The following is a 13,863-nucleotide window of genomic DNA, read 5'->3' on the forward strand; positions in this document are numbered from 1 at the left end:
TAACGTTGACCCAAAGCGACCGAGACCATGACAGCGGACAACGCTATTTATATTCCGCCCTACAAGGCAGACGACCAGGATGTGGTCGTCGAACTGCACAACCGTTTTGGCGCCGAAGCATTCGTCGCCCAGGAAACCCGCACCGGCATGCCCGTGCTGTGGGTCAAGCGCGCCCAGCTCAAAGAGGTGCTCAGCTTCCTGCGCGGCGTTTCCAAGCCTTACAGCATGCTGTACGACCTGCACGGCGTGGACGAACGCCTGCGGACCCAGCGCCGTGGCCTGCCTGCCGCCGATTTCAGCGTGTTCTACCACCTGTTGTCGGTCGAGCGTAACAGCGACGTGATGATCAAGGTGTCGCTCAGCGAAGGCGACCTGAACCTGCCGACCGTGACCGGCATCTGGCCGAACGCCAACTGGTACGAGCGCGAAGTCTGGGACATGTTCGGCATCGACTTTGCCGGCCACCCGCACCTGAGCCGCATCATGATGCCGCCGACCTGGGAAGGCCACCCGCTGCGCAAGGACTACCCGGCCCGCGCCACCGAGTTCGACCCCTACAGCCTGACCCTGGCCAAGCAGCAGCTTGAAGAGGAATCGGCACGTTTCAACCCGGAAGCCTGGGGCATGAAGCGTCAGGGCGCCAACGAGGACTACATGTTCCTCAACCTCGGCCCCAACCACCCTTCGGCGCACGGTGCGTTTCGTATCGTGCTGCAGCTGGACGGCGAAGAGATCGTCGACTGCGTACCGGACATCGGCTACCACCACCGTGGTGCCGAGAAAATGGCCGAGCGCCAGTCCTGGCACAGCTTCATCCCCTACACCGACCGTATCGACTACCTCGGCGGGGTGATGAACAACCTGCCGTACGTATTGGCGGTAGAAAAGCTGGCCGGTATCCAGGTGCCGCAGAAGGTCGACGTGATTCGCATCATGCTCGCCGAGTTCTTCCGCATCACCAGCCACCTGCTGTTCCTGGGTACTTACATCCAGGACGTCGGCGCCATGACGCCGGTGTTCTTCACCTTCACCGACCGTCAGCGCGCCTACACCGTAATCGAAGCGATCACCGGTTTCCGCCTGCACCCGGCCTGGTACCGCATCGGCGGCGTCGCTCACGACCTGCCACGTGGCTGGGACAAGCTGGTCAAGGACTTCGTCGAGTGGCTGCCCAAGCGCCTGGACGAATACACCAAGGCCGCGCTGCAAAACAGCATCCTCAAGGGCCGCACCATCGGCGTTGCTGCCTACAACACCAAAGAGGCGCTGGAATGGGGCACCACCGGTGCCGGCCTGCGCGCCACCGGCTGCGACTTCGACCTGCGCAAAGCGCGCCCCTACTCCGGCTACGAGAACTTCGAGTTCGAAGTGCCGCTGGCCCACAACGGCGATGCCTACGATCGCTGCATGGTCCGTGTCGAGGAGATGCGCCAGAGTATCCGCATCATCGACCAGTGCCTGCGCAACATGCCGGAAGGCCCGTACAAGGCGGATCACCCGCTGACCACGCCGCCGCCGAAAGAGCGCACCCTGCAGCACATCGAAACCTTGATCACGCACTTCCTGCAAGTCTCGTGGGGCCCGGTCATGCCGGCCAACGAGTCGTTCCAGATGATCGAAGCGACCAAGGGCATCAACAGTTACTACCTGACGAGCGATGGCGGCACCATGAGCTACCGCACCCGGATCCGTACCCCGAGCTACCCGCACCTGCAGCAGATCCCTTCGGTGATCAAAGGCAGCATGGTCGCCGACCTCATTGCGTACCTGGGCAGTATCGACTTCGTTATGGCTGACGTGGACCGCTAAGCATGAACAGCACGCTTATCCAGACAGACCGTTTCGCCCTGAGCGAAACCGAGCGCTCGGCCATCGAGCACGAAATGCACCACTACGAGGACCCGCGTGCGGCGTCCATCGAAGCCTTGAAGATCGTCCAGAAGGCGCGCGGCTGGGTGCCGGACGGCGCCATCTACGCCATCGGTGAGGTGCTGGGCATCCCGGCCAGCGACGTCGAGGGTGTGGCCACTTTCTACAGCCAGATTTTCCGCCAGCCTGTGGGCCGCCACATCATTCGTGTGTGCGACAGCATGGTCTGCTATATCGGCGGCCACGAGTCGGTGGTCAGCCAGATCCAGAGCGAACTGGGCATCGGCCTTGGCCAGACCACTGCGGACGGGCGTTTCACCCTGCTGCCGGTCTGCTGCCTGGGCAACTGCGACAAGGCCCCGGCGCTGATGATCGATGACGATACCTTTGGCGACGTGCAGCCTGCTGGCGTTTCCAAGCTGCTGGAGGGCTACGTATGACCATCACTTCCTTCGGCCCGGCCAACCGCATCGCGCGCTCGGCCGAAACTCACCCGCTGACCTGGCGCCTGCGTGACGACGGCGAGCCGGTGTGGCTCGACGAGTACCAGGCCAAGAACGGCTACGCTGCCGCCCGCAAGGCGCTGGCAGAAATGTCCGCCGACGACATCGTGCAGAGCGTCAAGGACTCCGGCCTCAAGGGCCGCGGCGGCGCGGGCTTCCCGACTGGCGTGAAGTGGGGCCTGATGCCCAAAGACGAATCCATGAACATCCGCTACCTGCTGTGCAACGCGGATGAAATGGAGCCCAACACCTGGAAGGACCGCATGCTGATGGAGCAACAGCCCCATCTGCTGGTCGAGGGCATGCTGATCAGCGCCCGCGCCCTGAAGGCCTACCGCGGCTACATCTTCTTGCGTGGCGAGTACACCACCGCGGCGAAGAACCTCAACCGCGCCATCGATGAAGCCAAGGCTGCCGGCCTGCTGGGCAAGAACATCCTTGGCTCGGGCTTCGACTTCGAGCTGTTCGTGCACACCGGCGCCGGGCGCTACATCTGCGGTGAAGAAACCGCACTGATCAACTCGCTGGAAGGCCGCCGCGCCAACCCGCGCTCCAAGCCGCCCTTCCCTGCCGCCGTAGGCGTGTGGGGCAAGCCGACGTGCGTGAACAACGTCGAGACCCTGTGCAACGTGCCGGCCATCGTCGCCAACGGCAACGACTGGTACAAGTCGCTGGCCCGCGAAGGCAGCGAGGACCACGGCACCAAGCTGATGGGCTTCTCCGGCAAGGTGAAGAACCCGGGGCTTTGGGAGTTGCCGTTCGGCGTCACCGCCCGCGAGCTGTTCGAAGACTACGCCGGCGGTATGCGCGACGGCTTCAAGCTCAAGTGCTGGCAGCCAGGCGGCGCCGGTACCGGCTTCCTGCTGCCCGAGCACCTCGACGCGCAGATGTACGCCGGCGGCATCGCCAAGGTTGGCACCCGCATGGGTACGGGCCTGGCCATGGCGGTCGACGACAGCGTCAACATGGTTTCGCTGCTGCGCAACATGGAAGAGTTCTTCGCCCGCGAATCGTGCGGCTGGTGCACACCTTGCCGGGACGGCCTGCCGTGGAGCGTGAAGATGCTGCGTTCCCTGGAAAACGGCCAGGGCCGCGCCGAAGACATCGAGACCCTGCTGGGTCTGGTCAACTTCCTCGGCCCAGGCCGTACCTTCTGCGCTCACGCACCCGGTGCCGTCGAGCCGCTTGGCAGTGCCATCAAATACTTCCGCTCGGAGTTCGAGGCCGGTGTGGCGCCTGAAAGCGCTGGCACCCTGCGCCCGAACCTGGCCAAGCCTATTCAGGCCGGGCCGATTGTAGTCGGCGCATAAAAAGATAGAACGCGGGTGGTCCGTGCCACCCGCCAGCCTGCAGGCCGGCCCGAACGATTCGCGGCGGGCCGCAGGCTCACAGATTTCCATTAGCCACGCCCGCTCACGCGGGCCAACGAAGAACTTTGAACAATGGCCACTATCCACGTAGACGGCAAAGCGCTCGAAGTCAACGGTGCAGACAACCTGTTACAGGCGTGTCTGTCGCTCGGCCTCGACATCCCCTATTTCTGCTGGCACCCGGCGCTTGGAAGCGTTGGTGCCTGTCGGCAGTGTGCGGTCAAGCAGTACACCGACGAGAACGACACCCGTGGTCGTATCGTCATGTCCTGCATGACCCCTGCCTCCGACGGCACCTGGATTTCCATCGACGATGACGAATCCAAGGCGTTCCGCGCCAGCGTCGTCGAATGGCTGATGACCAACCACCCGCACGACTGCCCAGTGTGCGAGGAAGGCGGCCACTGCCACCTGCAGGACATGACGGTAATGACCGGCCACAACGAGCGCCGCTACCGTTTCACCAAGCGAACCCACCAGAACCAGGACCTCGGCCCGTTCATCGCTCACGAGATGAACCGCTGCATCGCCTGCTACCGCTGCGTGCGCTACTACAAGGACTACGCCGGCGGCACCGACCTGGGTGTCTATGGCGCCCACGACAACGTGTACTTCGGCCGCGTCGAAGACGGCGTACTGGAAAGCGAGTTCTCCGGCAACCTGACCGAGGTCTGCCCGACCGGTGTGTTCACCGACAAGACGCACTCCGAGCGCTACAACCGCAAGTGGGACATGCAGTTCGCCCCAAGCATCTGCCACGGCTGCTCCAGCGGCTGCAACATCAGCCCGGGCGAGCGTTACGGCGAACTGCGCCGGATCGAAAACCGTTTCAACGGCTCGGTCAACCAGTACTTCCTGTGCGACCGCGGCCGCTTCGGTTATGGCTACGTCAACCGCACCGACCGCCCACGCCAGCCACGCCTGGCCGATGGCACCAAGCTGGGCCTGGACGCTGCGCTGGACAAGGCTGCCGACCTGCTGCGCGGCCGGACCATCGTGGGTATCGGCTCGCCCCGCGCCAGCCTGGAAAGCAACTACGGCCTGCGTGAACTGGTCGGTGCCGATTACTTCTATTCGGGTATGGAAGCCGGTGAGCTGGCTCGCGTACGCCTGGCCCTGAACGTGCTCAATAGCAGCCCGCTGCCAGTGCCGACCCTGCGCGACATCGAAGACCACGACGCTGTGTTCGTGCTCGGCGAAGACCTGACCCAGACCGCTGCCCGTGTCGCCCTGGCCGTACGTCAAGCCACCAAGGGCAAGGCCGAAGCCATGGCCGAGGCCATGAAAGTGCAGCCCTGGCTGGACGCTGCGGTGAAGAACATCGGCCAGCACGCGCTGTATCCGCTGTTCATCGCCAGCCTGGCCGAAACCAAACTGGACGACGTTGCCGAAGAATGCGTGCACGCCGCCCCTGCCGACCTTGCGCGTATCGGCTTCGCCGTGGCCCACGCCATCGATCCGAGCGCCCCGGCCGTAGCAGGCCTGGACGACGAAGCCAAGGCCCTGGCCGAGCGCATCGCCGGCGCCCTGGTAGCGGCCAAACGCCCGCTGGTGGTTGCCGGTACTTCGCTGGCCGACCCTGCACTGATCGAGGCAGCTGCGAACATCGCCAAAGCCCTGAAGCTGCGCGAGAAAAACGGCTCGCTGAGCCTGGTCGTACCTGAGGCCAACAGCCTTGGCCTGGCCATGCTCGGCGGCGAGTCCGTCGATGCCGCGCTGGATGCGGTCATCAGCGGCAAGGCCGACGCCATCGTGGTGCTGGAAAACGACCTGTACACCCGCGTACCGGCCGCCAAGGTCGATGCTGCCCTGGCAGCGGCAAAGGTCGTGATCGTCGCCGACCACTCCCACACCGCCACCCTGGAGCGCGCCCACCTGGTGCTGCCGGCGGCCTCGTTCGCCGAAGGCGACGGTACCCTGGTCAGCCAGGAAGGCCGTGCCCAGCGCTTCTTCCAGGTGTTCGACCCGCAGTACCTGGACAGCAGCATCCTGGTGCACGAAGGCTGGCGCTGGATGCACGCCCTGCGTGCCACGCTGCTGAACAAGCCCGTCGACTGGACCCAGCTGGACCACGTCACCAGCGCCTGCGCCGAGGCCGCCCCGCAACTGGCCGGCATCGTCAACGCAGCACCTTCTGCGGCATTCCGCATCAAGGGCATGAAGCTGGCCCGTGAGCCGCTGCGCTACTCCGGACGCACCGCGATGCGCGCCAACATCAGCGTGCACGAACCTCGTACCCCGCAGGACAAGGACACCGCGTTCGCCTACTCCATGGAAGGTTACTCGGGCTCTGCCGAACCGCGCCAGCAGGTGCCGTTCGCCTGGTCGCCGGGCTGGAACTCGCCGCAAGCCTGGAACAAGTTCCAGGACGAGGTAGGTGGCCACCTGCGTGCCGGTGACCCGGGCGTGCGCCTGATCGAATCGCACGGTGATCGCCTGTCCTGGTTCGATACCGTTCCGGGCGCCTTCAACCCGGCCCGTGGCACCTGGACCGCAGTACCGTTCTTCCACCTGTTCGGCAGCGAAGAAAGCTCTTCCCGCGCTGCGCCGGTTCAGGAGCGCATCCCTGCCGCTTATGTGGCGCTGGCCAAGTCCGAGGCCGACCGCCTGGGCGTCAACGAAGGCGCGCTGCTGAGCCTGAACGTGGGCGGTGTGGCCCTGCGCCTGCCGCTGCGCATCAATGAAGAACTGGGCGCTGGCCTGGTCGCGCTGCCCAAAGGCCTGGCCGGCATCCCGCCGGCCATCTTCGGTGCACCCGTCGAAGGTCTGCAGGAGGCAGCACAATGAGCTGGTTCACCCCCGAAGTGATCGATGTGATCATCCAGGTCGTCAAGGCTATCGTCGTGCTGCTGGCCGTCGTGGTCTGCGGCGCCCTGCTCAGCTTCGTCGAGCGCCGCCTGCTGGGCTGGTGGCAGGACCGCTACGGTCCTAACCGTGTCGGCCCGTTCGGCATGTTCCAGATCGCCGCCGACATGCTGAAGATGTTCTTCAAGGAAGACTGGAACCCGCCCTTCGTCGACAAGATGATCTTCACCCTGGCGCCGGTCGTGGCCATGAGCGCCCTGCTGATCGGCTTCTCGATCATCCCGATCACCCCAGGTTGGGGCGTTGCCGACCTGAACATCGGCCTGCTGTTCTTCTTCGCCATGGCCGGCCTGTCGGTGTACGCGGTGCTGTTCGCCGGCTGGTCGTCGAACAACAAGTACGCCCTGCTGGGCAGCTTGCGTGCCTCGGCCCAGACCGTGTCGTACGAAGTGTTCCTGGGCTTGGCGCTGATGGGCGTGGTGGTGCAGGTGGGCTCGTTCAACATGCGTGACATCGTTGAATACCAGGCCCAGAACCTGTGGTTCATCATTCCGCAGTTCTTCGGCTTCTGCACGTTCTTCATCGCCGGCGTCGCCGTGACCCACCGTCACCCGTTCGACCAGCCAGAAGCCGAGCAAGAACTGGCCGACGGCTACCACATCGAGTATGCCGGCATGAAATGGGGCATGTTCTTCGTCGGTGAGTACATCGGCATCATCCTCATCTCGGCGCTGCTGGTGACCCTGTTCTTCGGTGGCTGGCACGGCCCGTTCGGCATCCTGCCGCAAGTGCCGTTCCTGTGGTTCGCGCTGAAAACCGCGTTCTTCATCATGCTGTTCATCCTGCTGCGCGCTTCGATCCCGCGCCCACGCTATGACCAGGTGATGGACTTCAGCTGGAAGTTCTGCCTGCCGCTGACCCTGATCAATTTGCTGGTGACCGCTGCGATCGTGCTTTACAACACGCCAGCCGTCGCGGCCCAGTGAGGATTTGACCCATGTTCAAGTATATCGGCGACATCGTTAAGGGCACCGGCACTCAGCTGCGCAGCCTGGCAATGGTGTTCTCCCACGGGTTCCGCAAGCGCGACACCCTGCAGTACCCCGAAGAACCCGTGTACCTGCCACCACGCTATCGTGGCCGCATCGTCCTGACCCGCGACCCCGACGGCGAGGAGCGCTGCGTGGCGTGCAACCTCTGCGCGGTGGCCTGCCCGGTCGGCTGCATTTCGCTGCAGAAGGCCGAGACCGAGGACGGGCGCTGGTACCCGGAGTTCTTCCGCATCAACTTCTCGCGCTGCATTTTCTGCGGCCTGTGCGAGGAAGCGTGCCCGACCACCGCGATCCAGCTGACTCCGGATTTCGAAATGGCCGAGTTCAAGCGTCAGGACCTGGTGTACGAGAAAGAAGATCTTCTGATCTCCGGCCCCGGCAAGAACCCTGACTACAACTTCTACCGTGTTGCGGGTATGGCGATCGCTGGCAAGCCGAAAGGCTCTGCACAGAACGAAGCCGAGCCGATCAACGTGAAGAGCTTGCTCCCATAAGGACAGAAAGATGGAATTCGCTTTCTACTTCGCATCCGGGATCGCCGTGGTCTCCACCCTTCGGGTGGTGACCGGTACCAACCCCGTGCACGCCCTGCTCTACCTGATCATTTCGCTGATTTCCGTGGCAATGATCTTCTTCTCTCTGGGTGCGCCGTTCGCAGGCGCCCTGGAAGTGATCGCCTACGCCGGCGCCATCATGGTGCTGTTCGTCTTCGTGGTGATGATGCTCAACCTCGGGCCGGCCTCGGTCGCCCAGGAGCGCGGCTGGCTCAAGCCCGGTATCTGGGCAGGGCCGGTGATACTTGGCACCCTGCTGCTGCTGGAACTGCTGTACGTGCTGTTCGTCACCCCGAGCGGCGCCGGCATCAGCGGCACCACCGTGGGCCCGAAAGAAGTGGGCATCAGCCTGTTCGGCCCGTACCTGCTGGTGGTCGAACTGGCCTCGATGCTGCTGCTCGCGGCAGCCGTCACCGCCTTCCACCTGGGCCGCAACGAGGCGAAGGAGTAAATCATGGGTGCTATCCCTCTCGAGCATGGGCTGGCGGTCGCCGGCATCCTGTTCTGCTTAGGTCTGGTTGGCCTGATGGTCCGCCGCAACATCCTCTTCGTGCTCATGAGCCTGGAAGTCATGATGAACGCCTCTGCCCTGGCGTTCGTCGTCGCCGGTGCCCGTTGGGTCCAGCCCGACGGCCAGGTGATGTTCATTCTGGTGATCAGCCTGGCAGCCGCCGAGGCCAGTATCGGCCTGGCGATCCTGCTGCAGCTGTATCGCCGCTTCCACACTCTCGACATCGATGCTGCCAGTGAGATGCGCGGATGAACCTTCTCTTCCTGACTTTCGTCTTCCCCCTGATCGGCTTCTTGCTGCTGTCGTTCTCGCGCGGGCGGTTCTCGGAGAACCTGTCTGCCCTGATCGGCGTCGGCTCGGTCGGCCTCTCGGCCGCCGTGGCGGCCTACGTCATCTGGCAATTCAATGTCGCCCCGCCTGAAGGCGGCGCGTACAGCCAGCTGCTGTGGCAGTGGATGTCGGTGGACGGCTTCGCGCCGAACTTCACCCTGTACCTGGACGGCCTGTCGGTCACCATGCTCGGCGTGGTCACTGGCGTCGGCTTCCTGATTCACCTGTTCGCGTCCTGGTACATGCGTGGCGAAGCCGGTTACTCGCGCTTCTTCTCCTACACCAACCTGTTCATCGCCAGCATGCTGTTCCTGATCCTGGGCGATAACCTGCTGTTCATCTACTTCGGCTGGGAAGGCGTGGGCCTGTGCTCGTACCTGTTGATCGGTTTCTACTACAGCAACCGCAACAACGGTAACGCGGCACTCAAGGCCTTCATCGTCACCCGTATCGGCGACGTGTTCATGGCCATCGGCCTGTTCATCCTGTTCGCCCAGCTGGGCACCCTGAACGTGCAGGAACTGCTGGTGCTGGCACCACAGAAATTCCAGGCTGGCGACACCTGGATGGTGCTGGCCACGCTGATGCTGCTCGGTGGTGCGGTGGGTAAATCGGCACAGCTGCCCCTGCAGACCTGGCTGGCCGACGCGATGGCAGGCCCTACCCCGGTTTCGGCACTGATCCACGCCGCCACCATGGTGACCGCAGGCGTGTACCTGATCGCCCGCACCAACGGCCTGTTCCTGCTGGCGCCGGACATCCTGCACCTTGTAGGTGTGGTCGGTGGCGTGACCCTGGTACTGGCAGGCTTCGCTGCGCTGGTGCAGACCGACATCAAGCGTATCCTCGCCTACTCGACCATGAGCCAGATCGGCTACATGTTCCTGGCGCTGGGCGTGGGTGCCTGGGACGCGGCAATCTTCCACCTGATGACCCACGCCTTCTTCAAGGCCCTGCTGTTCCTTGCCTCGGGTGCGGTGATCGTTGCCTGCCACCACGAGCAGAACATCTTCAAGATGGGCGGCCTGTGGAAGAAACTGCCGCTGGCCTACGCCAGCTTCGTGGTCGGTGGTGCCGCCCTGGCCGCCCTGCCGATCCTGACCGTCGGCTTCTACTCCAAGGACGAGATCCTCTGGGAAGCCTTCGCCAGCGGCAATACCGGCCTGCTGTACGCCGGCCTGGTCGGTGCGTTCATGACCTCGCTGTACACCTTCCGCCTGATCTTCATCGCCTTCCATGGCGAAGCCAAGACCGAGGCCCACGCCGGCCACGGCATCAGCCACTGGCTGCCGCTGGGCGTGCTGATCGTGCTGTCGACCTTCGTTGGCGCCTGGATCCATCCGCCGCTGGCAGGCGTGCTGCCTGAAAGCGCAGGCCATGCCGGCGGTGAAGCCAAGCACTCGCTGGAGATCGCCTCGGGCGCCATCGCCATCGCCGGTATCCTGCTGTCGGCCCTGCTGTTCCTGGGCAAGCGCCGCTTCGTCAGCGCCGTCGCCAACAGCAGCATCGGCCGGGTCCTGTCGGCCTGGTGGTTCGCGGCCTGGGGCTTCGACTGGATCTACGACAAGCTCTTCGTCAAACCTTATCTGCTGATCAGCCACATCCTGCGCAAGGACCCGGTTGACCGCAGCATCGGCCTGATCCCCCGCATGGCGCGTGGCGGCCACGTCGCCATGAGCAAGACCGAGACCGGTCAGCTGCGCTGGTACACCGCCTCGATCGCCGTTGGCGCCGTGCTGGTACTCGGTGCGGTGGTAGTGGCTGCGGTATGACTATGAATCTTGCGACTTTGCCAAAGGAAACCAACCCGTCATGATTTTGCCTTGGCTGATCCTGATCCCTTTCATCGGCGGCTTCCTGTGCTGGCTGGGTGAGCGCTTCGGCTCCACCCTGCCGCGCTGGATCGCGCTGCTGACCATGTCCCTGCTGCTCGGCATCGGCCTGTGGCTGTGGGGCACCGGCGACTACACCCTGGCGCCTGCACCGGGCGCCGAACCTGCCTGGGCACTCGAATACAAGGTCGAGTGGATCAAGCGCTTCGGCATCAGCATCCACCTGGCCCTCGATGGCCTGTCGCTGCTGATGATCCTGCTCACCGGCCTGCTCGGTGTGCTCTCGGTACTGTGCTCCTGGAAAGAGATCCAGCGCCACGTCGGCTTCTTCCACCTCAACCTGATGTGGATCCTCGGCGGCGTGGTCGGTGTGTTCCTGGCACTGGACCTGTTCCTGTTCTTCTTCTTCTGGGAAATGATGCTGGTGCCGATGTATTTCCTCATCGCGCTCTGGGGTCACAGCTCGGCAGACGGCAAGAAGACGCGGATCTACGCCGCCACCAAGTTCTTCATCTTCACCCAGGCCAGCGGCCTGATCATGCTGGTGGCGATCCTTGGCCTGGTGCTTGTCAACTACAACACCACCGGCGTGCTGACCTTCAACTACAGCGACTTGCTCAAGGCCGAACTGCCGGCGGGCGTCGAGTACCTGCTGATGTTGGGCTTCTTCATCGCCTTCGCGGTAAAGCTGCCGGTGGTGCCGTTCCACTCCTGGCTGCCTGATGCACACGCCCAGGCACCGACCGCAGGCTCCGTGGACCTGGCGGGCATCTTGCTGAAGACAGCCGCCTACGGCCTGCTGCGCTTCGCCCTGCCGCTGTTCCCCAACGCTTCGGCCGAGTTTGCACCGATCGCCATGACCCTGGGCCTGATCGGCATCTTCTACGGTGCCTTCCTGGCCTTCGCGCAGACCGACATCAAGCGCCTGATCGCCTTCTCCAGCGTTTCGCACATGGGCTTCGTGCTGATCGGTATCTACTCCGGCAGCCAGCAGGCCCTGCAAGGCGCGGTGATCCAGATGCTGGCCCACGGCCTGTCGGCTGCCGCGCTGTTCATCCTGTCCGGCCAGCTGTACGAGCGCCTGCATACCCGTGACATGCGCCAGATGGGTGGCCTGTGGCACCGCATCGCCTACCTGCCCGCCATCAGCCTGTTCTTCGCCGCTGCATCGCTGGGCCTGCCAGGCACCGGCAACTTCGTTGGCGAGTTCCTGATCCTGATCGGCAGCTTCGCCAGCGTGCCGTGGATCACCGTGATCGCCACCACCGGCCTGGTCTTCGGCTCGGTCTACTCGCTGATCATGATCCACCGTGCCTACTTCGGCCCAAGCAAGAGCGACACCGTGCTGGCCGGCATGGACGGCCGCGAGCTGATCATGGTGCTGGGCCTGGCGGTGCTGCTGATCGTGCTTGGTGTGTACCCGCAGCCGTTCCTCGACACTTCTGCCGCCACCATGAGCGGTGTGCAGCAGTGGCTTGGCTCCGCTTTCACTCAACTCGCTTCGGCCCGGTAAGAGCGCTATGGAATTCACCACTCAACACTTCATCGCATTGGCGCCGATGCTGATCACCACCATCACCACAGTGGTGGTGATGCTGGCGATCGCCTGGAAGCGCAACCACTCGCAGACCTTCCTGCTGTCCACCGTGGGCCTGAACCTGGCCCTGCTGTCGATCCTGCCGGCGCTGAAGGTCGCGCCGCTGGCGGTGACCTCGCTGGTCACCATTGACAAGTTCGCCTGCCTGTACATGGCGATCGTTCTGGTGGCCACGCTGGCCTGCGTCACACTGGCTCACGCCTATCTGGGTGAAGGCGCCAAGGGTTTCCCGGGCAACCGTGAAGAACTCTACCTGCTGCTGCTGATGTCGGCCCTCGGTGGCCTGGTGCTGGTCAGCGCCAACCACCTGGCCGGCCTGTTCATCGGCCTGGAGCTGCTGTCGGTGCCGGTCTACGGCCTGGTGGCGTATGCCTTCTTCAACAAGCGTTCGCTGGAAGCCGGTATCAAGTACATGGTGCTGTCGGCCGCAGGCTCGGCCTTCCTGCTGTTCGGCATGGCCCTGCTGTATGCCGATGCCGGCAGCCTGAGCTTCGACCAGATCGGCAAAGCCCTGGCCGCCACCAGCATGCCAAGCCTGCTGGCGCAACTGGGCCTGGGCATGATGCTGGTCGGCCTGGCCTTCAAGCTGTCGCTGGTACCCTTCCACCTGTGGACCCCGGACGTGTACGAAGGCGCCCCGGCACCGGTCGCCGCGTTCCTGGCCACCGCGAGCAAGGTCGCGGTGTTCGCTGTGGTGGTACGCCTGTTCATGCTCTCCCCTGCTGCCAGCAGCGGCGTGCTGAGCACCGTGCTGGCGGTGATTGCGGTCGCCTCGATCCTGGTCGGTAACCTGCTGGCGCTGACCCAGAGCAACCTCAAGCGTCTGCTCGGTTACTCGTCCATCGCCCACTTCGGCTACCTGCTCATCGCCCTGATCGCCAGCAAGGGCCTGGCCATGGAAGCGATGGGCGTGTACCTGGTCACCTACGTGATCACCAGCCTGGGTGCCTTCGGTGTCATCACCCTGATGTCCTCGCCTTACGGCGGCCGTGATGCCGATGCGCTGTACGAGTACCGCGGCCTGTTCTGGCGCCGCCCGTACCTGACCGCAGTGCTGACCGTGATGATGCTGTCGCTGGCCGGTATCCCGCTGACCGCGGGCTTCATCGGCAAGTTCTACATCATCGCCACTGGCGTCGAGTCGCACCTGTGGTGGCTGGTCGGTGCCCTGGTGGTCGGTAGCGCCATCGGCGTTTACTACTACCTGCGCGTGATGGTCACCCTGTACCTGGTCGAGCCGAACCTGCGCCGCCACGATGCGCCGCTGAAGTGGGAACAGCGCACTGGCGGCGTGATGCTGCTGGCGATCGCCATTCTCGCCTTCGTCCTGGGCGTATACCCGCAGCCATTGCTGGACATGGTCCAGCAGGCTGGCCTGCAACTGATCGGCTGATCAACCCGGCAATACCAAACACCCCGCTTATGCGGGGTGTTTTTTTA

General features: G+C 64.0%; 11 protein-coding genes. All 11 read left to right on the top strand.

Features of this window, described 5'->3' with window-relative positions:
* Window positions 1–27: 27 nt before the first annotated feature.
* The 11 genes from nuoC (at window position 28) to nuoN (ending at window position 13,816) form a co-directional block, all read left to right on the top strand.
* A complete protein-coding gene (gene nuoC / locus ACIPZC_RS06520; RefSeq protein ID WP_241803340.1) occupies window positions 28–1,809 on the top strand; it encodes an NADH-quinone oxidoreductase subunit C/D in 1,782 nt (593 codons plus the stop codon).
* 2 nt (window positions 1,810–1,811) lie between these two features.
* Window positions 1,812–2,309: an NADH-quinone oxidoreductase subunit NuoE gene (gene nuoE / locus ACIPZC_RS06525; protein ID WP_241803339.1), complete on the top strand. Its 498-nt coding sequence runs from the start codon at window positions 1,812–1,814 to the stop codon at window positions 2,307–2,309.
* Complete coding sequence (nuoF, locus tag ACIPZC_RS06530; protein WP_012313766.1) at window positions 2,306–3,682, top strand: NADH-quinone oxidoreductase subunit NuoF; 1,377 nt, start codon at window positions 2,306–2,308, stop codon at window positions 3,680–3,682. Before nuoE ends, nuoF begins: the two co-directional genes overlap by 4 nt.
* Before the next feature lie 132 nt (window positions 3,683–3,814).
* Complete coding sequence (nuoG, locus tag ACIPZC_RS06535) at window positions 3,815–6,529, top strand: NADH-quinone oxidoreductase subunit NuoG (RefSeq protein WP_241803338.1); 2,715 nt, start codon at window positions 3,815–3,817, stop codon at window positions 6,527–6,529.
* Window positions 6,526–7,533 carry an NADH-quinone oxidoreductase subunit NuoH gene (gene nuoH, locus ACIPZC_RS06540; RefSeq protein ID WP_012273297.1) on the top strand — a complete coding sequence of 336 codons (1,008 nt, stop codon included), beginning with the start codon at window positions 6,526–6,528 and terminating at the stop codon, window positions 7,531–7,533. Before nuoG ends, nuoH begins: the two co-directional genes overlap by 4 nt.
* 11 nt (window positions 7,534–7,544) lie before the next feature.
* The gene (gene nuoI / locus ACIPZC_RS06545; protein WP_003251442.1) at window positions 7,545–8,093 is read left to right on the top strand and encodes an NADH-quinone oxidoreductase subunit NuoI; all 549 of its coding nucleotides are present in this window, start codon (window positions 7,545–7,547) and stop codon (window positions 8,091–8,093) included.
* A gap of 10 nt (window positions 8,094–8,103) precedes the next feature.
* Window positions 8,104–8,604: an NADH-quinone oxidoreductase subunit J gene (gene nuoJ, locus ACIPZC_RS06550; RefSeq protein ID WP_086978409.1), complete on the top strand. Its 501-nt coding sequence runs from the start codon at window positions 8,104–8,106 to the stop codon at window positions 8,602–8,604.
* Window positions 8,605–8,607: 3 nt separating this feature from the next.
* Entirely contained in the window at window positions 8,608–8,916 is a 309-nt protein-coding gene (gene nuoK / locus ACIPZC_RS06555; protein WP_003251446.1) for an NADH-quinone oxidoreductase subunit NuoK, read from the top strand.
* Entirely contained in the window at window positions 8,913–10,766 is a 1,854-nt protein-coding gene (gene nuoL / locus ACIPZC_RS06560; protein ID WP_241803337.1) for an NADH-quinone oxidoreductase subunit L, read from the top strand. The genes nuoK and nuoL overlap by 4 nt, the downstream gene beginning before the upstream one ends.
* A 40-nt stretch (window positions 10,767–10,806) precedes the next feature.
* Complete coding sequence (gene nuoM / locus ACIPZC_RS06565) at window positions 10,807–12,339, top strand: NADH-quinone oxidoreductase subunit M (RefSeq protein ID WP_046787247.1); 1,533 nt, start codon at window positions 10,807–10,809, stop codon at window positions 12,337–12,339.
* 7 nt (window positions 12,340–12,346) lie between these two features.
* Window positions 12,347–13,816, top strand: a complete 1,470-nt coding sequence (nuoN, locus tag ACIPZC_RS06570; protein WP_241803336.1) for an NADH-quinone oxidoreductase subunit NuoN — start codon at window positions 12,347–12,349, stop codon at window positions 13,814–13,816.
* Window positions 13,817–13,863: the final 47 nt, after the last annotated feature.

The organism is Pseudomonas sp. NPDC089743, assembly GCF_044748785.1.
GTDB lineage: Bacteria > Pseudomonadota > Gammaproteobacteria > Pseudomonadales > Pseudomonadaceae > Aquipseudomonas > Aquipseudomonas putida_X.

Bases quoted from the DNA above. Each gene is read 5' to 3' on its own strand.
- nuoC (WP_241803340.1), top strand. From the start codon at position 28: ATGACAGCGGACAACGCTATTTATATTCCGCCCTACAAGGCAGACGAC.
- nuoE (WP_241803339.1), top strand. From the start codon at position 1,812: ATGAACAGCACGCTTATCCAGACAGACCGTTTCGCCCTGAGCGAAACC.
- nuoF (WP_012313766.1), top strand. From the start codon at position 2,306: ATGACCATCACTTCCTTCGGCCCGGCCAACCGCATCGCGCGCTCGGCC.
- nuoG (WP_241803338.1), top strand. From the start codon at position 3,815: ATGGCCACTATCCACGTAGACGGCAAAGCGCTCGAAGTCAACGGTGCA.
- nuoH (WP_012273297.1), top strand. From the start codon at position 6,526: ATGAGCTGGTTCACCCCCGAAGTGATCGATGTGATCATCCAGGTCGTC.
- nuoI (WP_003251442.1), top strand. From the start codon at position 7,545: ATGTTCAAGTATATCGGCGACATCGTTAAGGGCACCGGCACTCAGCTG.
- nuoJ (WP_086978409.1), top strand. From the start codon at position 8,104: ATGGAATTCGCTTTCTACTTCGCATCCGGGATCGCCGTGGTCTCCACC.
- nuoK (WP_003251446.1), top strand. From the start codon at position 8,608: ATGGGTGCTATCCCTCTCGAGCATGGGCTGGCGGTCGCCGGCATCCTG.
- nuoL (WP_241803337.1), top strand. From the start codon at position 8,913: ATGAACCTTCTCTTCCTGACTTTCGTCTTCCCCCTGATCGGCTTCTTG.
- nuoM (WP_046787247.1), top strand. From the start codon at position 10,807: ATGATTTTGCCTTGGCTGATCCTGATCCCTTTCATCGGCGGCTTCCTG.
- nuoN (WP_241803336.1), top strand. From the start codon at position 12,347: ATGGAATTCACCACTCAACACTTCATCGCATTGGCGCCGATGCTGATC.